Origin of the sequence: Stenomitos frigidus ULC18, assembly GCF_003003795.1 — a bacterium.
Taxonomy (GTDB): Bacteria; Cyanobacteriota; Cyanobacteriia; order Leptolyngbyales; family Leptolyngbyaceae; genus Stenomitos; species Stenomitos frigidus_A.
The window spans coordinates 88,417-109,945 of the sequence record NZ_PVWK01000098.1; the positions used below are offsets into that span (position 1 = coordinate 88,417).

Consider the following 21,529-nt stretch of genomic DNA (forward strand, 5'->3'; position numbering starts at 1 on the left):
GTGGCTAACTTAAGTGGCTGACTGTCCTGGACGTTTTGAATCAGCCAAGGCAAGGTTGTTGAACTGGATACAGCGTTACGTTTCCCATGCTGAGCACCTCAAAGCATGATGCGAAATAACGTTGTTCCGCTGATCTTACCTGGAGCTCTGTCACCATGTTTTTAAAGTATCGCGGTATGCCCTACCGCCCTAGTTCTCCTCATACAGATTCCGTTCAACTTCATAGCGGTGTATTAAAGGCGATCGTGCTCAATTACCGTGGCAGTTCGTATCTGAGCGCTCGTGTCACTGGTGTAAGGACTGCTCATGCATCACTTGCAGGCGCGTCCTTGACATACCGCGGCGTTGGCTATCGCTACTGAGAAGCCAGGATTCAGACTAGCTGGCAATGCCTCCCACATTCATAAGAGGCTTTTCAGCACTTCAATGACTGCTCATTTGTGCCTCTCAGTGAGAGGCATAAGGTCTTGCGTCTCTACTGGGGAAAACCTTTCTCAGGAATCGCTTCAGTAAAGGCCATTCATTCACCATGCAATTTAGAGGCCTGCCAATGCAACTGATTTATCGCGGAGAAACCATCAAATACTCTCCCCGCTGCCTTCCCATCGATCGCAAACCCCGTGCTGTGAACTGGCGCTACCAGATCCCAGGCCAAACCATCGAATACTCTCCCCGTCGCCTTTCCATCGATCGCAAGCTCCGTACTGTGAACTGGCGCTATCAGATTCCAGGCGAAATCTAGACAGAAACAGTAATACCAGCCTTTTGCAAGCGATCGGTGCTGGCAAATGATTTCGTCGCGCGCTGAGTAAAGGCATTCGCCGTGCGAAGTACCAAAAAACGAACTTTTCACGCATTAAAACACACTTCTCTAAGGATGAATCCACATGACCACGACACCTACCAACGTCAATCACCTGATGATTGACCCAAGAGAAGACGACTGCAGACATGTGCTGCCTGCAGGTCAGACGGTTAGAAGTTTAGAAAGCAACCATACGCCAAGCGGTAATGGGAGAAATGATTTTCCCCATGATGGCAGGCTCAATGTGCTTGATTCTCCTCTTTCTGCGCCCACTGATGGAACGCCGCCGCCCAGTAAAAAGCCTCACTTAGAAGCCCGTTGGGTGGATGAAAATGGCAAGCTAGTTTGCAAATGGTCAGTGGTATAGCCAGCTCAAACCAGCTGTGAGATGGCGATTTAGAGTACGATCGGTTGTAAGTAACTGGCTCAACTCGCCATCTGTCACGCTCGGCGACTCTGGGAAAGCGGTGTCGAGCGATGTCTGGCAATGAAAAGTCTGAGCGCGATCGCCCATCCCAAGGTTCCTCCACAAGCCACGATGCTTGTGAGACCATCATGAGTGATCGCTGCTTTGAAAACAGTTTCTAGTAGCACAACAGCTACAGGTCGCAGGACATCGGATACCATCAGAACGATAGCGAAGGACATCGTTTTTAGGCATGCTCAAACTAACGACTGCGGCTGATTAGCAAACCTTTGTCTTTGCTAACACAATAACCTCTGTTTACGGCTGTGCAAAAAACATGTTAGCCAGCGTTAGCCAAATCTGACCCCATTGTTTCAGCAACTCATCTGCAGCATTTCTGAACAGACTTCGTTACAATCAGTTACAGTAGGCCGTGGTTTGTATCATGACTTCAACCGCATGTGCATTCTTCCTACGAGCAATGTCGATACGGACGACTTGAAACGGCTAAGCGCTTGCTAAACAGGCTGCTGACGCCTTTACAGGCGACCTTGCATGCATCGCTGAAGCCTGCTAGCCAATGGCTTCAACCGCTTCCGTTACGATCGACCGTAGTTAACAAACCGCTATCAAATCACAAACTGAGATCAAAAAATGACTGTCGCTTATCCCCGCAAGCTAAGTAAAAATCTAGGTGCACGCCAAATTCTCAGCCAGGTTGTGCGCGATCGCGAAATTCACCTGATCACGCTCAACCGTTACCGCTATAGTGAACAGCGCAGTTGCAAAGATCTCACGAACTTGATTGAGCAACTGGACGGCAAATCGCCTGAGTTGATCAAGGATTTATCGCGACATATTTCCGATGAAGCCCGCCACGCCATGTGGCTGACTGACTTGCTGGTTGATCTCGGTTCGAGCGTTGGGACACCACCGGGTTCTTCCTACATTCAAGAATTTGAGCGGTTACTTGATGCCGAACTGCACGATGCAGAAACTGATCTAGATGGGTTTCTGATCTCGACTCTGGCTGCGATTAACGTGACTGAAAAGCGTGGCTGCGAGTATTTTTCCGCTCATATCTATGCGTTGAAGCAAGCACCCCAAACCGACGAAAATATCAAAATTCGCGAAACGATCGAGCGTATTTTTCCAGAAGAAGCAGGGCATGTGCGCTGGGGCAATCGCTGGCTGGCAAAACTAGCAGATAAGAGCCCAGAGCATCGCCGCAAAGTAGAGACGGCAAAGCAGCGGTACTCGGCGATCGAGCAGGCTGCCTTTGAGTCTGGTATGGACATTACACTCGGCGCGGAACTGCGTCGCGTCAGCAACTTGCTAGACATTGCCAACACGATGTCGGTGTGGGAGCGTCCACAATATTTGATGGAGCGTTTACCTCAAACGCTGCTGTCACCCGATCTGCAGCTGACGCGCATTGATGTTGCCCAGCGAGCCTGGAAGCGTGACCCCAAGGCTTTTATGGAAAAATTTGTGCCGATGTTTTTGGGTGGGTTGAACCGCAACAGCGTGGAGCAAACAAAACCCAAACAGACTGCAAAAACAACCTCTGCTTAGCCCAGGCAGGTTTTGAATCTTGGGCTTTAAACCATTTAGCTCTTTGAGAGCAAGGTTAGAGAGACACCTTCATTGTGGTGTCTCTTTATTTTTTGGTCTCCACCTTCTATGCCGCATTCTGGAATGGCGCTATGCCAAGTGGTTGTTAAGCGTGACGTCTCATCGAGAGCGCCTGCTTTGCCAACTATCTGATCAATGACCTGTAGAAATGCGGTAGCCAAAATTACCCCAGATGAACAAAGGTTAAAATATGTATAGTAAACACATAGTAAACAAGACAAGCCCATCTATTCCCTGAGGCACCTATGGCTGTCGAACTGGCTCCAGCGTCTAATCCTTTAATTCCTGCCGCACGTGACGTAACCGCACTGAGACACGTGTTTGAGCAGGTTCACGCTGGCAGTTGCCCAACGTCGTTTAATTTTCATATGCACACCGTCAATTCTGACGGACAGCTGCGCCCAGAAGCACTGATGCAGCAGGCGATCGCGATCGGTCTGCAAGGGTTTGCCATTACCGATCATCACTCTGTCAATGGCTACCGCATCGCCCAACGCTGGCTCGATGAACAGCATTTAGAACAAGACCGCTTCCTGCCACATCTTTGGGTTGGCGTTGAGGTCACATCACGTCTGCTCGATACGGAAGTTCACATTCTCGGCTATGCCTTTGATCCCGAAAGCCCTGCAATGCAGCGTTACCTCCAGCGTCATGCACCGCAAGGAGAGGACGCAAAGGCTGAACGAGTGATTAGCGCGATTCATCAAGCGGGTGGGTTAGCAGTTTTGGCGCATCCAGTTCGCTATAAGCGATCGCCTGAAGACTTGATCCCCCAGGCCGCTCAGTTTGGCATTGATGGCGTAGAAGCCTACTATGCCTACAACAACCCCAACCCTTGGCAAACTAGTCCTGAACAGACGGGGCGAGTGCAGCGTCTAAGCGCTGCTTTCAACCTGTTGAACACATGCGGGACTGATACTCATGGGTTGAGCCTTCTACAGCGACTTTAGTGCAAGCAAGCGCCACAGGTGATCAGGAGTGTCCTAGTTCACCTGTGGCGTTTCGCTATCAATGTACTCTCGCCACCGTTTGATGTGACCATCGACAAAATCAATGACAATTGCATCATCGGCCCGAGTCTGCTTCCCAGTGCTATTCTCAGTCTCTTCCCATTGCCACTCAACGACTGCTTGTAGGTGATCGATGATGATGCGCTGAATTCTAATGTTGACTTGGGCATGGCTTGTAGCAAACTCTGACGCAACCTTCTCGATCGCCCCACGACCCATCAAGTGCTGTCCTGGTACCACAAACTCACCATCAGGCGTAAACAGTGCGGCAAACGCTTTGGCATCGCCTTTGATCCAGCTAGCTGCAGCTCGTTCAATAAGCGATCGCACGACATCAGGTGCCATTCTCATGACCTCCGTTTTGACAGTTGAAGCGAGTAATGGCTCGGCTGACCCGCTTGCAGGATGGAATGCTAGCGATAGAACTAATGTGATCGCTAGCATAAACGACACGAACAGGAAATTACCGTTGCCACACCGTTGTGAAGGCATAGTAGCTGAGCAGTTTTGCCAAGAACAAAGAGTCTTGAAACTGCATACGTAAGGTCAAGTCATAAGACCAAGCAAATTCCAAGACTCAATTTAAGCTCTGAACCACAACATGAACGTCTTCTACCTCTGGCCGCTCTGATGAAGGGTTTAACCTCCCATTGGTAGTAGCAAAGTGGAGGAAGCGACAAAAACTCCACAACCGTTCCTATTGTTTGACTGTCGCACTGTCTTTACTCTGGCGGTCGCTCTCCTTGGGGGTAAAGTTCTGAGTCACAGCGGTATAACACCCATACAGCGAACTGTCTTCACAACTCTACCTTGATTTTAGCAACTGGAGCTTTGAATCGATTCCCCCGTAAGGCTAGAGCGAGTCTATCCCCATTGGAGGAACTACAAGGCTAAACGCTAAACCTTTAGAAGGAGACTATTAAGGAGATGGAGCAATGCCGTTAACAAGGCTAAACGTAGTGCCCTTATTTAGTGAGTCTACGCTGGTATTGTTCGCGGTTGAATTGCTGCTGTTCAATCGTTAAGAGCGCTGTTGCAGAAGGTGGACGCATGTCCCATTGCACCTCTGCTAAAAACAGCAGGGTGCCGGCAATAACCGCACCCGTTGTAGCAAACGACCACTGAGCGCTGTAGGGTAGCACCGCAATACCCAGCAAATGCAGTACACCTGCCAGCATAAAAGTTCGCGATCGCATGCCCCAGCCTGTGCAGAAGTAGCCGATCGCACTTAGCCCCAACCACATCGGACAGAGCTGCATTAAAACTTGCCCCCAATGAAGAAAAATTCCGCAGTTGGTTAGGCTCAAGCCGACAAGCATGAGTCCGACCCACACATAAACGAGCCAACAAAGCTGCTCAACTCGAACCCAGAACCAGGCTAACGTTGACATCCCCAACATGCCAGTCAACGTTAACACTGACCACAAAACTGCCTGTAGCTGCCAGCTTAGAGGCAAAAATTGAGCCGTAACGAAGATGAGTCCTGTAATCCAGCCCCAAATGACAAAAACTTGATCGATACGGGTGTAAAGCAAAGATAAAAGACTGACTCGCCCAATCCGCCAACGTAGCCGCCATAACCCTTGTAAATCTTGGACATCGAGTGCTTCTTGTTTTTTACGGATCAACGGTTCATCGACGTTAAAGAAATTCATGAGTTGAATTAAAAAAATGTCTTCTACCTTTAGGGATGGTTTCTTTACTTTAACTAAAATCAGCGGTGTAGGAGTAGATGGCTCATTGCTAGTTGGTAAGTCTGCAACACCCTTCGGCTGATCCCATGCCATACATTGGAGTATATTCAGGTTTCTACTGTTGTGTAGGCGTATGGCACTCTCATGACATCGATTTCTCAGCCCAAGCCACTGCTATCTCTATGCATGATCGTCAAAAATGAGAGTGAGCATCTGGCGCGTTGCTTGTCGAGTGCCCAAGCCTACGTCGATGAAATTGTTGTTGTCGATACTGGGTCTCAAGATGATACGGTGGCGATCGCGCAACGCTATGGCGCAACGCTATATTATTTTGATTGGTGCGATGACTTCGCTGCTGCCCGTAACTTTTCTGTAGGTAAAGTCACGGGCGACTGGATTTTGATTCTCGATGCCGATGAAACGCTCATGGTTGAAACGGGTACGTTGCGTCAGCAGTTGGCTGCCTCGCCGTCAGAGCTGATGGGGTATGCCCTGACTCGTACAGAAATTAATCTGTTGGAAGACGATCTCAGTGGTGGTGTGCACGTGCGGCTCTTCCGCAATGATCCCGGCTTGCGCTATGCGGGTCGCTATCATGAGCAACTTCGGCAGCAGAACGGTAAACCCCTGCTGGTCGATGCCTTACACGGGCTCAAGCTGTTGCACTACGGCAACAGCGATCCCCAAGCTGTGCTACAAAAAACACTCGATCGAGACATTCCACTGCTCGAAAAAATGCGGCAGGAACAGACATTAAGCCTGTGGCTGCTAGATTGTTTGGCACGGAACTATAGCAACACTGGTCAGTTAGACCAGGCTCAAGCCTGCTACGCCGAAGCCTTTGATCGCCTTTTGCCCCACATCCTGAGTGGCGAACCTCCCGAGGTTTTCTTCTGGGTACCGACACTGGTTTGTGAGTTGGGGTGGCGATCGCTCGATGCAGAAGATTTGGAAAGCACTCGCTTACTGTGTCAGCGCGGGCTGGAATGGTGCCCTAACCATGCGCCCTTACATTGCCTCGCAGGCGAAGTTCTGCTGCTGTTAGGCTTTCCGCTGGGGGCGATCGCGTACTTTGAAACCGCTCTACGGATGGGACAGGAAGGGAGCTATGATCAAACTGATCCCTGCCCCAAGACCACTCTCACCGTTGATCCCGCTTGTGGTTTGGGTCGCGCCTACGAGCAACTCGGTCAGACAGAACACGCGCTCGCAATGTTTGAACTGGCACTTTCCTTTGACGTAAATTGTGCGATCGCACAGCAGCATTTGGACGAGATCAAAGGGCGGAAGGGTGAGGCGTTAAAAAGTTTTGAGTTTTGAGTTGAGCAAGAAGAACAAGGAGTAACGAGTGGAAGTTGAAAATTTGCGTTCTGCTTTCAGCCTTTACCGTTAGCCCTCTGCCTCCCCTGTTCCCAACCCTTCTGCCTACCGCTTTTTCTTGCTATGGCTGTTGTCACAAAGCTTAGGACATTGGGATCAAAGGGGGAGTGGGGGCATACCCCCAGCCAGGGGTTCCACCCCTGCACCGTCCTAAACAGTATGGCCATAGCTATAACAACCAGCAACTAACAACCAACCACTGACTCATGGCTTTCTCCTTGCCTCAGCTTTTTCGTTTTGCCGATCGCCCCACCCTCTCAACACGGATGACTCAGGTAGGGTTAGTCATCACAATCTTTTTTGTTGGCTTAGCAATGCTGGCGCCTATGTTGCAGAGCATCGGCTGGTTGCAAGACCCCACTGAGTTTTTGGCGAATCCCATTCAAGAGCCTCCGTCGTTAGGGCATTGGTTTGGCACTACGCGCCTGGGCTACGATGTGCTCTCTCGTACTGTGTTTGGTAGTCAGGCAGCCCTGCAAGTGGTCATTCTGGCGACCATGTTGAGTTTGGTGATCGGAGTGCCGTTGGGGATGGTCAGCGGTTATTTGGGCGGCAGACTCGATCGCCTCTTGCTGTTTTTGATGGATACAATCTACACACTGCCGGGGCTGCTGCTATCGGTAACGCTAGCGTTTGTCGTCGGTCGTGGTGTGTTGAATGCAGCGATCGCTCTTAGCATCGCTTACGTACCGCAATATTATCGGGTCGTGCGCAATCACACCGTCAGTGTCAAAACGGAACTCTTTGTCGAAGCGGCACAGGCAATGGGTGCATCGACCTGGGCGATCCTTAGCCGCTACCTGTTTCTCAACGTGGTGCAAAGCGTGCCAGTGCTGTTTACGCTCAACGCTGCCGATGCGATTCTGACGTTAGGTGGCTTGGGCTTTTTGGGCTTAGGTCTGCCAGAAGAAACTGCCGAGTGGGGCTATGACTTACGACAGGCCTTGGATGGTCTTTCTACAGGCGGCATTTGGTGGACGACGCTGTTTCCTGGGCTGGCAATGACTGTGATGGTCGTTGGTCTGTCGCTGCTAGGAGAAGGGTTAAATGATTGGATCAATCCAACGCTACGGGTGCAATCGAGCGATACGAGTGGGTTGAAGCCGAGTGAGGAGGGATGAAGGCTAAAAGCATCAATGGCTTCACAAAGGCATTAAGACTATAAAAAGATTGCATTCCAGGTTCATTGCAGCTTTAAGGATAGAGGCGTCAATGCTATTATTTCGGAGAACTCATTCATGGAAGGGCGAGTTTATATGGCGCAAGCGCCCGTTTCTCCAGTAGTACTGGTGATTTTAGACGGTTGGGGATACCGAGAAGAGACTGAATGTAATGCCGTTAAGGCAGCTCATACCCCTGTCGTAGATAGCCTTTGGGCTGCTTACCCCCATACGTTAATTCGCACTTCAGGTAAGGATGTCGGCTTGCCGGATGGGCAGATGGGCAACTCGGAAGTCGGACACCTTAATATTGGTGCCGGACGAGTCGTGCCTCAAGAATTGGTGCGGATTTCCGATGCTGTGGAAGATGGCACCCTACTCAGCAATCCAGCACTGGTCAAAGTTTGTCAAGACGTTAAGCGTAATGGCACCAAGCTGCATCTAGTGGGTCTTTGCTCAGATGGCGGTGTCCACTCGCACTTGACTCACCTGTTTGGCTTACTCGACTTGGCGAAGGATCAGCAGTTAAGTGATGTTTGTCTTCATGTCATTACGGATGGTCGCGATACTGCACCGACAGCAGGCAAGGTCTCGGTCGAAAAGATCCAGGACTATATTGCCGATCGCGACATTGGACGCATTGTGACTCTGAGTGGTCGCTACTACAGCATGGATCGTGATCACCGTTGGGATCGCGTGCAGCTTGCCTACAATGTGATGACGCAGGACGGCGAAGGCGATGGGCGTTCGGCGCTAGAAGTCTTACACGCATCGTACGCGGTCGGTACAAACGATGAATTTGTACTGCCGACGCGTATTGCATCCGGTGCGGTGCAGCCTGGAGATGGCATCATTTTCTTTAACTTCCGCCCCGATCGTGCGCGCCAGATGACTCAGGCACTCGTTGATCCAGCCTTTGATGGCTTTGAGCGCGAGCAGATTAAACCGCTATTCTTCGTCACATTCACGCAGTACGACTCACACTTACCTGCTTCTGTCGCCTTTGAACCGCAAGATTTGACGAATATTTTAGGTGAAGTGCTTGCCAAAAACGGCTTGCGCCAGTTTCGCGCGGCTGAAACTGAGAAGTATGCACACGTCACTTACTTTTTCAACGGGGGCATAGAAGATCCCTTTGAGGGCGAAGATCGTGAGCTGGTGCCTAGTCCAATGGTTGCCACTTATGACAGCGCTCCTGGTATGTCTGCCGAAAAAGTGACAGATGTCGCGATCGCCGCTGTGCGTAAGCGCATCTACTCTCTGATTGTGATCAACTATGCGAATCCCGACATGGTGGGACATACCGGCAAGATGGAGCCGACGGTTAGTGCCCTGGAAACGGTTGATCGCTGCCTCGGTCGTTTGTTAGAAAGCATCATTAGTGCCGGTGGCACGACCATCATCACGGCTGATCATGGCAACGCTGAAGTCATGTGCGATGGGCAAGGTAACCCCTGGACGGCGCACACTACCAATCCAGTGCCGTTTCTTTTGGTAGAAGGCGAAGGTCGTAAGATTCCGGTTCATGGTACTGAAGTACCACTGCGAGAAGATGGTCGCCTCGCCGATATTGCTCCCACCATTCTAGATATTTTGAAGCTGCCTCAACCGCCGGAAATGACCGGGCGATCGATGATTCAGCCCGCCGAATTTGACGTGAAGCCGAACCGGACTCCGGTGCAAGTATCGCGTTAGGGAGCTCCAAACAATAAACTGCTCTCTGTACGAGCGGGTTTAACCAGAATATCGGTGAAGGCAACGATTGATTGACAAAACCCGCCCCTGCGGGATGATTCTTTTCACGGAAGTCCTTTAGACATCGCTGGGCTGAAGCTTTTAGCATCGATGAGGCTTCTAGATTTGCGATTCTAGACTGCGGGGTGAAGAAGTTTTACAGTCTAGCTGCTTTGCGCTGTAAAATATAGGCTGGGCTGGGAGCCTAAAGACCCTTATCCAGAGTCTACAGCCCAAAGTCTTTTTCACTCTGTTGTACGAAGGGTTTCACGATGACGCTTAATTATGTTCTGGAAGCGATTTGGGCGCTTTCTGCCTTGGGTTTAATTGTGCTGGTGCTACTGCACAGCCCCAAAGGCGATGGTCTGGGCGGATTGGGCGGACAAGCGCAGCTTTTCACCAGCACTAAAAGCGCTGAAACCACGCTGAATCGCGTCACCTGGGCACTCACCGTCATTTTTATGGGTCTCACGGTCGTTTTAAGCGCGAATTGGTTACCAAAGTAGAGTCCAACGTTGCTAGCGAATGCTCTTGGACACTTTACGCAAACAATATCGCTTAGGGCAACGGTTTTGTATAGAGCGATCGCGTGCAAAAGCGATACGTTCCTTGCCGCTCTTAGCCGTTGTCTTTGGGGTGGCTTTAGCTGTTGTCTTCCATGTGCTATACGAGCCGACCTCGCGTGCACAGGCAGCGGTTGTCAATCAGTCTTACGAAGAGACGATCGCTCAAAAGCCCGCCCCAGATTTTCCGCTACGATCGCATCCCCTACCGCCCTTTTTGGCGAAGTGGCGTGACCCTAAGCAAACAGGCGACTATTTTGATCAGATTAAAGTAGCCCCTGTGGGCTATTTAGTCTGGTCGCAGTTTCCAATCACAATTTACCTTCAGCCTCCAACCGCTACAGAGTTGGCGAATTCTTTCACTGCTCAGCGATCGCAGGTGTGGCTGACGGCGGTTAAGCAAGCTGTACAGGCATGGCAGTCGTATTTACCCTTGAAGCTGGTGAGTCAGGCAGAGGGGGCAGATATTGTTATGCTACGCACACCGCCGCCATTACAACTAGAGGTAGAAGACGTACCAGCCGTTAACCAGAGCAACCCAGCAGACCAAACCGTACGAGAACAACGTCCAACCATACGATTGGGTCGTGCGCGATCGGCAACGACCAGCTACAAAATTTACGCTAAGGGTTTGTCAAGCGATCGTGGTCTGTCGAAGCCAATGCTTGCCCACCGCTTTACCATTCAGCTTCGCCCTGATCAAGCACCTCAATATCTTCAGGCCGCTGCACTGCACGAACTGGGTCATGCACTTGGCCTTTGGGGGCACAGCCGATCGCAAACCGATGTCATGTACTTCTCACAGGTGCGTCAACCACCACCCATTTCTTCAAGAGATTTAAACACGCTCAAGCGCATTTACGAACAGCCAACACGTCTAGGCTGGGAATTGTCCGAATAAGTCGTTCTCTAGGATTCCTTCATGACGCGCCCAGTTGATTGAGCAAGCCATGCGATTTTAGAAAAAGTCTATCCCAGCAGTCAGAAAATTGATCAAGTGCAGATCAAGGGCGGATAACGCCAGAAACAATAGCTTTTTAAGCATCCTCTTACATGACTGGAGCACGACCAAAGAGTTTGGTGAGGGTTTTCAGGCGATCGCTCAACTCGCCAGATAGCTGACCACCGTGATAGCGCCATTCCCAGTTCCCTTCCGGCTTGCCAGGAAAGTTCATCCGCGCCTCTGTACCCAGACCGAAAACATCTTGAAGGGGAATAATGGCGATGTTAGCAACGGAACTCAGAGCCAGTCGAATGAGATCCCACTGAATGCCATCTGGACTGAAGCAGCCCAGGTAATGCCACACATTGCCCTTCTCATAATCCGACAGTTGATTGAACCAGCCGACGGTCGTGTCGTTATCATGCGTGCCCGTGTAAACAACACAACGGCGAGGATAGTTAAACGGCAAGAACGGATTGCCCGGATCGGAACCAAAGGCAAATTGCAGCACCTTCATGCCCGGAAACTCAAATTGGTCGCGCAAGGCCTCCACTTCAGGCGTGATCACACCCAAATCTTCTGCCAGGATCGGCAGTTTACCGAGCTTCTCGCGCAGCACCTCAAAAAACTCTCTGCCGGGAGCCTTCACCCACTCGCCGTGCATGGCGGTTTCTTCACCTTGCTTGACTGCCCAGAAGGCTTCAAAGCCTCGAAAGTGGTCGATGCGGATCAAGTCAACGTAATCGAGCATGGCGCGAAAACGCCCAACCCACCACCGGAAGTCAGAGTGCTGCAAATGATCCCAGTCGTAAACGGGATTGCCCCATAGTTGCCCCGTGGCGCTAAAGTAATCGGGTGGGACGCCTGCCATCAACGCTGGTTCGCCTGTAGCTTCATCCAGGCAGAAGTTTTCGGGATTTGCCCACACATCAGCGCTGTCGTGGGCGACATAAATGGGAATGTCACCAATAATTTGAATCCCTTTGGCGTTGGCATAACGCTTGAGGTCAGACCACTGCTGGAAGAACTCGTATTGGAGGTACTTTTGGTAAAAGATTTCAGCAGGCAGGCGGCGACGGCATTGTTCGAGCGCTTCAGGTTTATGTTGCGCGATCGCGGGTTCCCAGGTATGCCAGCTAGTGCCGTTCTGCGTTTGCTTCAACGCCATGAACAGCGCATAATCCTCTAACCAGTAGGCTTTACTTTCACAAAACGCTTCAAACTGCTGCTTTTGCTCAGCATTAGCGCTGTTTTTGAAATTTTCGCACGCCTTTTCGAGCAACCCCATTTTAATGGGAGCCACCTGGTCGAATTGGACGCGATCGCCAGCAAAGTCCGGTAAATCTGCGAAATCTGCTTCGCTCAGTAACCCGTGATCACGCAGGCGCTCAGGGCTAATCAGCAGAGGGTTCCCTGCCAGCGCGGAGTAACACATATAGGGAGAGTTGCCAAAACCAGTGGGTCCTAACGGCAGTACCTGCCAGAGTAGTTGCCCTGTTTCTACTAGAAAATCGATAAATTCGCGAGCTTGGGGACCTAAATCACCAATCCCAAAGCGGCTGGGAAAGGAGGTTGGATGTAGCAGAATACCGCTCACTCTGGATGGCGCAGAGGAGTGCGAGTCGGAAGAACCAGTCATTAGTTGGGGGGAAGCGTTAAAGTGCAATCGGCGTTGGTTTGACTCTATCATGGTGTTCCAAGGTTAAAACCTATCGGATGAAAGACCTGACTGTGGCATACCGTAACCCAACTCCAACGGTTGATCTCATTATTGAACTGAGCGATCGCCCTCACCAACCGATCGTGCTTATCGAACGGCTCAATCCACCCTACGGTTGGGCGTTACCTGGTGGCTTCGTGGATTACGGGGAAGCGGTGGAGACAGCCGCTAAACGAGAAGCGAAAGAAGAAGTTGGCTTGCAGGTCGAACTCATCGAACAGTTTCATGTGTATTCTGATCCCAACCGCGACCCACGACAGCATACCCTGAGCATTGTGTTTCTGGCGATCGCTCAAGGAACGCCGCAGGCAGGCGATGATGCCAAACATCTGGAAGTCTTTGAACCTTGGCGGCTACCGACGAATCTGTGCTTTGACCACGATCGCATTTTGCGTGACTACTGGCGCTATCGGCACTACGGCATTCGACCAACGCTGTAAGGTTTGTATCCGTGGTTAGGATTCAGGATTCAGGAGTCAAGGAGTCAGGAATTGCTCATACACTAACAACTAACAACCAACAACCACGACTGCTTCAACTCAAAACTCAAAACTCTCTTAACCTAATGTCCCGCGAAATTATCCGTACCGATCGTGCCCCTGCTCCTGTAGGCCCTTATAATCAGGCGATCGCTGCCAGTGGGCGGCTGATTTTTGTGGCAGGGCAAATTCCACTCAGTCCTACAACGGGCGACATTGTAGGGGGAGATGTAGCGACGCAAACGGAACAGGCGATCGCCAATCTAACGGCAATCTTAGAAGCGGGTGGAGCGACCTTAGCGGATGTGGCAAAAACAACTGTCTTTCTGAAAGATATGAATGATTTTGCAGCGATGAATGCCGTTTATGCGAAGCATTTTGAAGACGCGATCGCGCCTGCCCGTGCCTGCGTTGAGGTATCCCGCCTACCCAAAGATGTCCTCGTCGAGATTGAATGTATCGCAGTGGTCTGATCTAAACAGGCAAATCTGCACGCGGATCGAATGTTTCAAGTTGGCGGAGCTTTTCATAGAGGTCGCGCTCTTGCGAGCTGGGGTCACGCGGTACCATGACTTGGATTTCGACAATTTGATCGCCACGCCGACCATTGGCAGTGGGATAGCCCTTGGCAGCCAGACGCAGGCGTTGCCCCGTACGAACACCCGCTGGGATGGTCATTTTCACCAAGCCGTCCAGCGTGGGGACTTCAAGTGGACCACCCAAAACGGCTTCGCTAGGCGTAACAGGTAACAAACATTGAATGTCTGACCCTTCCAGCCTGAAAAACGGATGGGGTGTCACCTCAATCTTGAGGTACAAATCGCCACCCGCAACACCCTGCCCTTTCAACCGTATACGTTGCCCTGTTACCATTCCAGCAGGCATGTTTACTTCGAGCGATCGCCCATCTTCCAGACGAATGCGTTCTTGTCCCCCGGTGTAAGCTTTCTCCAGAGGCACTTCTAAACGTGCTTCGGCATCGCGACGAGTGGCACGTGGCACCGTATACGTCGTTTTGGTGGTACCTGGCTGGTAGTAGTCACGGGTGCCGGTGCGGGGTGCACTACTAGTGTCCTTATTAGCACGACGATTTAGAAGTTGATCGACAAAGCTGTTGAAATCGGCAAACTCAGCGAAGTCAACATCGTCTCCAACGCGATCGCTCCGGCCATCCCAACTGCGCGACGCTTTTGGTGGTTGTCCTCCTTTAAAGCCCCGCTGCTGCCAGAATTTACCAAACTGGTCATATTGGGCGCGCTTAGTCGGGTCAGAGAGCACCTCATACGCTTCGTTAATATCTTTGAACTTATCCTCTGCCTGCTTGTCGCCAGGGTTTAGATCGGGGTGAAACTGCCGTGCCAGTCGCCGAAACGCCTTCTTGATCTCGTCAACAGTTGCATCTCTAGCAACACCTAAAATGTCGTAATAGTTCCGAAAGTCTTGCATCTAAGTAAAGTCAGGAGTCAGGGTGTAGGGCGTGGGGTGTGGGGAATAGCAGGGGAAGCGAGGGCGGCAGGGGAGGCTAAAGGCTAAATTTTCTTCACACCTCTCACCTCACTCCTCTCTTTCAACTCAAAACTCAAAACTCAAAACTTTTATCCTTCATCCTTCATTCTTTCCCCCTCATCCTTTCTTCCCTACAGCCACTCATCTTCGTCATCCCAGTTGTCTTGATAAAGATTTGGGCGAGCGTTTTTGGGCGGTTTCGAGGGACGGCGATCGGTGCGATCACGTTCAGTAGGACGATCGCGGTCGGTAGTGCGAGAGTCGGACGGGGGGCGAGGCTCACTTCGAGAAGCGCCACCAACCTCTGGATAAGGGGCACGCGGCTCATTGCGAGATCTGCCAGCATCGTCGCGGTTGCGTTCACTATCATAACCGCGCTCATCGTTATAGCGAGGGCGATCGCTGGGGCGTTCATTGAATCGATCAGTTGGACGATCGTTGGCGCGTTCACTAGGGCGATCGCTCGGACGTTCATTGAATCGATCAGTTGGACGATCGTCATCCCAGGCGGCATTGCGGTTGCTGGCATCTCGTCCGTCATAGCGGCTGTCGCCGCGACCCGCCCTAGCACCCGTATCCTGTCCATTGTAGCGGCTGTCGTTCCATGAGCCTGAGCCTGCACCGTAGTCATTTCGCCCACCGTAGCGATTTTCGTCGCGCGCCCCGGTGCCCATGCCGTAAGTGCTGCGGCCGCTTCCGTAGCTGTTGCCGCTGTAGCGATCGTAGTCACGGCGATCGTCATCGTAGTAATCGTCGTCATCGTCGGTAAAGAAGCTCTTGATCGCGCCAAACAGGCTGTCGCTCTCCTCTTCTTCCTTATTGCGCTGGTAAACTTCTCGACGCAGGTCGTACAGAGCGTCATCCAGGTCAGCTTTAGCGCGATCAATGCCGCGATCGTCGTTCTGACCGAGAGCTTCGCGCAAGGATTGAATGGCACGTTCGATTTTAGAACGGTAGCTACTGACAAACTGCATCCCAAAATCGAGCGTCGCTTCTCGCAGTTGGCGCTCGGCCTGAAGGATCTGAGATTCTGCCTGGTTGCGCTTCTCAACTTTTTCCTTTTTCTGCCGATCGACATCGGCATATTCCTGGGCTTCACGCATCATGCGCTTCACTTCTTCTTCGCTGAGCGTTGACGCATCTTGCACAGTAATACTCTGTTCGCGTCCTGTGGTGCGCTCCATCGCGGCGACCTGCAAAATGCCATTCGCGTCAATATCGAACGATACCTGCACTTGCGGAATCCCTCGTGGTGCGGGTGGAATGCCCGTAAGCTTAAAGCGCCCGATCGATTTGTTCCCTGCGGCGATGTCGCGTTCGCCCTGAAGGACATGGACTTCCACCAGGGTTTGGTTATCTTCTCCTGTAGAGAAAATGTCAGAACGACGCACCGGAATTGTGGTGTTGCGAGGAATCAGTTTTTTCATCACGCCGCCAACCGTTTCCAGGCCCAGAGACAGAGGAGTGACATCGAGCAGCAAGATGTCTTTCACATCCCCTGCCAGAATCCCGGCTTGAATGGCAGCGCCGACCGCTACCACTTCATCAGGATTCACGTTCTGATTCGCTTCGCGATCGATGAGACTCCGCACCAATTGTTGGATGATCGGAATGCGGGTAGAACCACCGACCAAAACCACTTCATCAATCTGACTGGGGCTCAGGTTGGCATCACGAATGGCTTGCTTGACGGGGTTGCGCACACGACTGATCAGGTCGCTGCACAAGCCTTCAAACTGCGATCGTGTGAGGCGCGTTTCCAAATGCTTCGGGCCTTCTTCGGTTGCCGTGATAAAGGGTAAGTTGATATCGGTGACCGTAACGCCAGACAGCTCGATTTTGGCTTTCTCAGCCGCTTCGCTGAGGCGTTGAAGTGCTTGTCGATCGCGCCGTAAGTCTACCCCTTCTGTCTCCAGAAACTGCTCTGCCAGCCAATCGACAATTTTTTTGTCGAAGTCGTTGCCACCGAGCTGAGTATCGCCACTGGTCGCTTTGACTTCAAAGACACCGTCGCCCACGTCCAGAATTGAGACATCGAAGGTGCCACCGCCCAAGTCAAAGACGAGAATGGTTTGGCTATCACGGCGATCGAGCCCATAAGCTAGAGACGCAGCGGTCGGTTCATTCAAGATACGCTTGACTTCCAATCCGGCAATCCGTCCAGCGTCGCGTGTTGCCTGCCGTTGGGAGTCGTTGAAATACGCAGGCACTGTAATCACCGCATCAGTGACGGGTGCGCCTAGATAACGACTGGCTTCATCCACCAGCTTTTTGAGCACCATTGCCGCAATTTCTTCAGGCGCAAATTCTTTTTGCAGCCGAGGGCATTTGAGCTTGATATTGCCCATCTCATCTTTGCGCACAGTATACGGCACCCGTTTGGACTCTGGGCTCAGTTCCGCATACTTGCGACCGATGTAGCGCTTGACGGCATAGAACGTATTCTGCGGGTCAGAAATGGCCTGTCGTCGTGCCAATTGACCCACTAACCGTTCGCCATCTTTGCTGAAACCAACGACTGATGGGGTGGTTCGCATCCCCTCGGCATTTGCAATCACCACTGGCTTGCCGCCTTCCATCACGGCGACCACTGAGTTCGTTGTTCCCAGGTCAATGCCGACTACCTTGCCCATGCGTCTCTGATCTCCCGTAAGCTGCTTGCGCGACGTACTTTTTTGCTACTTTTGTTGAGTTTATTCTATCGTGCTGAAGCGGTCGCCCCCGGTAATTGCTGTGAGGAACCCTCGATCGCGCCATCACGGCTAAAAGTAGACAGCAAAAGACTGTCGATTGTGAGCCGAATGCCTCCAAAACCTAGCACCTCATTCTACGGGTTGAGCCTTCATTGCGTCCCTAGTTTCTTGCCAGGGCGATCGGTTAAGCTTTCTGAGACGGCTATCACTGTGGAGGCTATGGTTACAGAGCGCCAACATTGGTTCCGAGTCGCGCTTCAGATTAAAGGATCGGTTATCCCATCCATCTTTTGGAGAACGACCCTCTGCGGCATCTTTGGTGTCTTCGTTTCGGTCTTGTTTTATTTCAAATACCCTGTGGCGATGCCAACACTGGCAAGTCTCATTCCTAACATTGTGCTAGGTCTGCTGCTCGTCTTTCGCACCAACACCGCCTATGAGCGCTTTTGGGAAGGACGCAAGTGTTGGGGCACGCTAATCAACACGGTTCGTAACTTAGCGCGACAACTTTGGCTGGCGATCGCGGTTACGACTCCAGAAGCGCGTCACGAAAAAATTATCGTGCTACGCATGCTAGTGGCTTTTAGCGTTGCCATGAAACTGCACTTACGGTACGAACCCATTGATGATGAATTAAAAGCACTCTTGCCGCGTGCTAAGTATGACATTCTCCACAAGATGCATCACCCACCGCTTGAGATTGCCTTTTGGATTGGCGACTACTTGCAGCAGCAACACGAGCAAAACCACCTGAACGCCTACCAGCTCAGCGCCATGCATAAACTACTAGACACGATGGTCGATATGCTGGGAGCCTGCGAACGCATCTTAAAAACGCCGATGCCGATGGCGTATGCTATTCACCTGAAGCAATTGCTGTTACTCTACTGCCTGTCTCTACCGTTTCAAATGGTCGGTAGCATCGGTTGGTGGACAGGCCCCGTTGTGATTCTCATCAGCTTTACCCTCTTTGGGATCGAAGAAATTGGTATCGAGATTGAGAATCCATTCGGACATGACCCTAATGATCTGCCGCTGGATGCGATTTGCGCCACGATGCTGCGCAACATGGAGGACTTGATGACGCTGACGCCGGGGGAGGGATGAGGGGTGAGGGATGAGGGAAAGTTTTGAGTTTTGAGTTTTGAGTTTTAGCCTCTCCTGCTTCCCCTGCTTCCCCACTCTCTCCCCCACTCTCCTCCTCTACCACCCCATCGGTAGGCTTACAAACGCCGATCGCGGTTCTTCGCTATCCGATCGCGTCTCTTCATCCAGGGCACGGGTCAGGCGTTGATAGATTTCTTCTGCCTGCTGGGGCGAGTTGCCGATGCTGGTCACGCCGACTTTGCCAAACTCTGACAGACAGCCCATGAGGTGAAACACCGTGCCCGTTTCAGTGCTGGTGTCGAAGTGAAGCTGGTGTTGGGCAATGATATCCATCAGATCGTTCGGCAACAAACCCTTGTAGCGCTCTTTTTGCAGGTTGTCGGTGGCGACGTAGTATTTCGGTCGCCCCTGCTGGCTGTAGAACAAACCGCTCGAAAGGTCGTAGCGCCCGTTGGTAAGGAATTTGAGCGTCATGAAGGGGTGAGTCGTGCCCCCTTTGCGAAGGTTGATTTCGATCGCCTGAAGATTCCATTCAGGCTTGCCAGGTTCGTTGGGTTGATGCACCGCTACAAAATCGATTCCAAAGCGTTCCATTGCCCCTTTTTCAGCAAGATTTTTGCCAATCCGTAGCCCCAAATCCTGTAGTTGCAGTCGATACGCTTCGTCTGCAGGAAAACTACACCCTAAGTAAATCTGCCCACTAGGGCCACCGAGAATTTGGTCATGTGTCGAGAGGATTTCCACTTCACCGGTCGGCGTAATTCTGCCCTGGACGCTCGGCGATCGCTTTTCGTCGCCTTCGAGAAACGCTTCGACGATCGCCCCCAGTTCTGAAATGCGGCTACTGAAGTTTGCCCAGGTTTCTGCCTTGGCCTCAAACTTGAGGTCGCTAAACTGCTCTTTCAGCTTGCTTACCCGTGCTTCAGGGGTCGCTGCACCCGGTGCTACCGCTTGCAGTGGACGCAAATCTAGGATCGCGTTTCCTTCTCCCGAAAAGCCCTCATTCAGCTTAATGACCATCCGTTTGAGCGTTGGCTGACGCTCCCAGAGTGCTGCCGCCGCTGCTGCCAGTTCCTCAGCATTCCAGAGACTGTTACTGCCATCGGGATGAGGCACTTCAGCTTCTGCAAAAATCTTACGACTGCCGCTTTTGGTGCCCCATTGCAGCAACGCCGGATCGAGCGCATAGAGGGGAATATCGAGTTGAACTGACAAATCGCGTTCGGCGTTGGTGGAGTTGTAGCAGATCATATAAGCGCGATCATGCTGAACCGCCTGCCGAACCCGTTCAATCAAGCGGGGACGATCCAAAATCTTCTGGCTAAGCGGGGTCAACGAGGAATCATAGGTAGACAGCAGCAACAGTCGATCGCGGGCGTGAGAAAACGGAATACCCGGCAGCAATTGCAGGTAATAATCGATCACGCTGGGGTGCAGTGGTTGAGAGGTAATGTAAACCAGCCGTGTGCGAGGGTTTCGCAGCCGAATGAGCGAGAACAACAGTCGTTCTTCGTAGTGATGCACCCCTTCAATCTTGAGCAATTCTCGCTGATCGAGGCTGAGTGAAGGCACCACAACAATATCAGCATCACTGCTATCAAAGCGTTCGACGGTTTGCCATCGATCGCGCAACTGCCTCTGAAGGTTATGAAACCGCGCCACTAGCTCAGAGTCAGAAAGGGTCTTTGTTTCCATCAAAATCCGCCCACCGCGCATCCGGCAGCTTTCATTAAAGCCATCTTAAACGAGCGCGAAAAAAAAATCGTCTGCTTCGCGATAGACGGCTTGCGACTGGGCTCAAAACTGATAGCTAAAGACCTGAATCGCCATTCCTTCCTTAGGCAAATCGGACGATCGCAGACCCATCGTATCACCACCCCGACGCACAGGGGTGCCGCTCATCAGCGTAAGGAACTGCTCCACCCCAACACTGTCGCACTCCTTGACTGCCTTCGTGCGGTAATGCATGGGAACAATCAGCTTGGGGTTCAGCACTTGAATCGCTTGCTTTGCTTCTTCGGGTGTAAAGACATTCGGCCCGCCCCCAACGGGGACAAACAGTACATCTGGGCGACCCATGAGAATTTTCTGCTCCAGCGAAATCGGAGCAGCAATGCCGCCTAAATGCAGAAGGTTTAGCCCGCCCTGCTTCCACTGCCATGCCACGTTTGTGCCAAAGCGCTTGCCGCCAAGGCGATCGTGATCGGTGCGAATGCCCTGAATCCGTTTTTTATTAAACTGATAAACCCCTGGTTCGTACAGCAACCGAGGATTTCCTGGCACGAGCTCCACTGCACCCTCATCCAAGAGCTGGCTGCTAATCAATACCAGTTCAGTTGCCACCTTCGGCGGACGGTAACCAGCGGTACAACCCAGCGATCGAAACGGGTTGACCAGAATCCGTCGCCCTTCACCCGTGAATAAAAAGCAGGAATGTCCCAGCCATTTCACTGAGAGAGCACCCCCAGCCTGAGCGCTGGAGCCCTGCCGACCAGACGCCACTCCCAAACCTAATGTAGACAGTAAGCCTGCCCCTGCGTAGCGCATCAACTGCCGCCGTCTCATAAGCTCCTCTCACCAAAACCAACACAAGATGCCTTGAAGATCGAATTTAAGTTAGTAGCGGCTGTCTAGCACTGGAACGCGCATAGCGGCTATTTAACTCAACACTCAACACTCAACACTCAACACTGC

Annotated in this window: 22 protein-coding genes; 13 read left to right on the plus strand and 9 right to left on the minus strand. The window is 51.8% G+C overall.

Annotated features, from left to right (window positions below):
* Window positions 1-155 precede the first annotated feature (155 nt).
* The 3 genes from C7B82_RS17855 to C7B82_RS17865 all read left to right on the plus strand — a co-directional run bounded on the left by C7B82_RS17855 (window position 156) and on the right by C7B82_RS17865 (window position 1,172).
* Complete coding sequence (locus C7B82_RS17855) at window positions 156-362, plus strand: DUF4278 domain-containing protein (protein ID WP_106257632.1); 207 nt, start codon at window positions 156-158, stop codon at window positions 360-362.
* Window positions 363-550: 188 nt separating this feature from the next.
* Window positions 551-742 carry a hypothetical protein gene (locus C7B82_RS17860; RefSeq protein ID WP_146141184.1) on the plus strand — a complete coding sequence of 64 codons (192 nt, stop codon included), beginning with the start codon at window positions 551-553 and terminating at the stop codon, window positions 740-742.
* Window positions 743-887: 145 nt separating this feature from the next.
* Entirely contained in the window at window positions 888-1,172 is a 285-nt protein-coding gene (locus C7B82_RS17865; protein WP_106257634.1) for a hypothetical protein, read from the plus strand.
* Here the strand turns inward: C7B82_RS17865 and C7B82_RS32465 are convergent.
* The gene (locus tag C7B82_RS32465; RefSeq protein ID WP_181357552.1) at window positions 1,161-1,319 is read right to left on the minus strand and encodes a hypothetical protein; all 159 of its coding nucleotides are present in this window, start codon (window positions 1,317-1,319) and stop codon (window positions 1,161-1,163) included. The genes C7B82_RS17865 and C7B82_RS32465 overlap by 12 nt on opposite strands.
* 546 nt (window positions 1,320-1,865) lie before the next feature.
* Between C7B82_RS32465 and C7B82_RS17875 the strand changes: the two genes are divergently transcribed.
* A complete protein-coding gene (locus tag C7B82_RS17875; protein WP_106257636.1) occupies window positions 1,866-2,786 on the plus strand; it encodes a ferritin-like domain-containing protein in 921 nt (306 codons plus the stop codon).
* Window positions 2,787-3,091: 305 nt separating this feature from the next.
* Window positions 3,092-3,796: a PHP domain-containing protein gene (locus tag C7B82_RS17880; protein ID WP_106257637.1), complete on the plus strand. Its 705-nt coding sequence runs from the start codon at window positions 3,092-3,094 to the stop codon at window positions 3,794-3,796.
* A gap of 33 nt (window positions 3,797-3,829) precedes the next feature.
* Here C7B82_RS17880 and C7B82_RS17885 read toward each other — a convergent pair whose 3' ends face one another.
* Window positions 3,830-4,201, minus strand: coding sequence for a nuclear transport factor 2 family protein (locus tag C7B82_RS17885; protein ID WP_106257638.1), 372 nt, complete (start codon window positions 4,199-4,201; stop codon window positions 3,830-3,832).
* A 620-nt stretch (window positions 4,202-4,821) separates the two neighbouring features.
* The gene (locus C7B82_RS17890; protein WP_106257698.1) at window positions 4,822-5,511 is read right to left on the minus strand and encodes a hypothetical protein; all 690 of its coding nucleotides are present in this window, start codon (window positions 5,509-5,511) and stop codon (window positions 4,822-4,824) included.
* A 183-nt stretch (window positions 5,512-5,694) separates the two neighbouring features.
* Here C7B82_RS17890 and C7B82_RS17895 point away from each other — a divergent pair, with 183 nt between their 5' ends.
* The 5 genes from C7B82_RS17895 (at window position 5,695) to C7B82_RS17915 (ending at window position 11,288) form a co-directional block, all read left to right on the plus strand.
* Window positions 5,695-6,870 (plus strand): glycosyltransferase family 2 protein, encoded by a 1,176-nt coding sequence (locus C7B82_RS17895; protein WP_106257639.1) that lies wholly within the window; start codon window positions 5,695-5,697, stop codon window positions 6,868-6,870.
* 266 nt (window positions 6,871-7,136) lie between these two features.
* Window positions 7,137-8,051: an ABC transporter permease gene (locus C7B82_RS17900; protein ID WP_106257640.1), complete on the plus strand. Its 915-nt coding sequence runs from the start codon at window positions 7,137-7,139 to the stop codon at window positions 8,049-8,051.
* 117 nt (window positions 8,052-8,168) lie between these two features.
* Complete coding sequence (gene gpmI, locus C7B82_RS17905; protein WP_339375251.1) at window positions 8,169-9,785, plus strand: 2,3-bisphosphoglycerate-independent phosphoglycerate mutase; 1,617 nt, start codon at window positions 8,169-8,171, stop codon at window positions 9,783-9,785.
* A 311-nt stretch (window positions 9,786-10,096) separates the two neighbouring features.
* Window positions 10,097-10,330 (plus strand): preprotein translocase subunit SecG, encoded by a 234-nt coding sequence (secG, locus tag C7B82_RS17910; RefSeq protein WP_106257641.1) that lies wholly within the window; start codon window positions 10,097-10,099, stop codon window positions 10,328-10,330.
* Between the two features lie 19 nt (window positions 10,331-10,349).
* Entirely contained in the window at window positions 10,350-11,288 is a 939-nt protein-coding gene (locus tag C7B82_RS17915) for a matrixin family metalloprotease (RefSeq protein WP_146141185.1), read from the plus strand.
* A 148-nt stretch (window positions 11,289-11,436) separates the two neighbouring features.
* On the opposite strand, the gene malQ is transcribed toward C7B82_RS17915, so the two are convergent.
* Window positions 11,437-12,969 (minus strand): 4-alpha-glucanotransferase, encoded by a 1,533-nt coding sequence (gene malQ / locus C7B82_RS17920; protein WP_106257642.1) that lies wholly within the window; start codon window positions 12,967-12,969, stop codon window positions 11,437-11,439.
* 77 nt (window positions 12,970-13,046) lie between these two features.
* Between malQ and C7B82_RS17925 the strand changes: the two genes are divergently transcribed.
* Together C7B82_RS17925 and C7B82_RS17930 are read left to right on the plus strand one after the other, a co-directional pair.
* Window positions 13,047-13,490 carry an NUDIX domain-containing protein gene (locus C7B82_RS17925; RefSeq protein WP_339375252.1) on the plus strand — a complete coding sequence of 148 codons (444 nt, stop codon included), beginning with the start codon at window positions 13,047-13,049 and terminating at the stop codon, window positions 13,488-13,490.
* A 125-nt stretch (window positions 13,491-13,615) separates the two neighbouring features.
* On the plus strand, window positions 13,616-14,002 hold the full coding sequence (locus tag C7B82_RS17930; protein ID WP_106257643.1) for a RidA family protein: 387 nt from the start codon (window positions 13,616-13,618) through the stop codon (window positions 14,000-14,002).
* 1 nt (window position 14,003) lies between these two features.
* Here the strand turns inward: C7B82_RS17930 and C7B82_RS17935 are convergent, their stop codons facing one another.
* From C7B82_RS17935 to C7B82_RS34340, 3 genes are all read right to left on the minus strand, one after another.
* A complete protein-coding gene (locus C7B82_RS17935; protein ID WP_106257644.1) occupies window positions 14,004-14,975 on the minus strand; it encodes a DnaJ C-terminal domain-containing protein in 972 nt (323 codons plus the stop codon).
* A 191-nt stretch (window positions 14,976-15,166) separates the two neighbouring features.
* A complete protein-coding gene (dnaK, locus tag C7B82_RS17940) occupies window positions 15,167-17,668 on the minus strand; it encodes a molecular chaperone DnaK (protein ID WP_106257645.1) in 2,502 nt (833 codons plus the stop codon).
* 65 nt (window positions 17,669-17,733) lie between these two features.
* The gene (locus C7B82_RS34340) at window positions 17,734-17,856 is read right to left on the minus strand and encodes a hypothetical protein (RefSeq protein ID WP_281259004.1); all 123 of its coding nucleotides are present in this window, start codon (window positions 17,854-17,856) and stop codon (window positions 17,734-17,736) included.
* 91 nt (window positions 17,857-17,947) lie between these two features.
* On the opposite strand from C7B82_RS34340, the gene C7B82_RS17945 reads away from it, so the two are divergent.
* A complete protein-coding gene (locus C7B82_RS17945) occupies window positions 17,948-18,835 on the plus strand; it encodes a bestrophin family protein (protein ID WP_106257646.1) in 888 nt (295 codons plus the stop codon).
* Between the two features lie 96 nt (window positions 18,836-18,931).
* Here C7B82_RS17945 and C7B82_RS17950 read toward each other — a convergent pair whose 3' ends face one another.
* Window positions 18,932-20,530: a peptide ligase PGM1-related protein gene (locus C7B82_RS17950; protein WP_106257702.1), complete on the minus strand. Its 1,599-nt coding sequence runs from the start codon at window positions 20,528-20,530 to the stop codon at window positions 18,932-18,934.
* A gap of 102 nt (window positions 20,531-20,632) precedes the next feature.
* Window positions 20,633-21,400 carry an MBL fold metallo-hydrolase gene (locus tag C7B82_RS17955; RefSeq protein WP_106257647.1) on the minus strand — a complete coding sequence of 256 codons (768 nt, stop codon included), beginning with the start codon at window positions 21,398-21,400 and terminating at the stop codon, window positions 20,633-20,635.
* Window positions 21,401-21,529 lie beyond the last annotated feature (129 nt).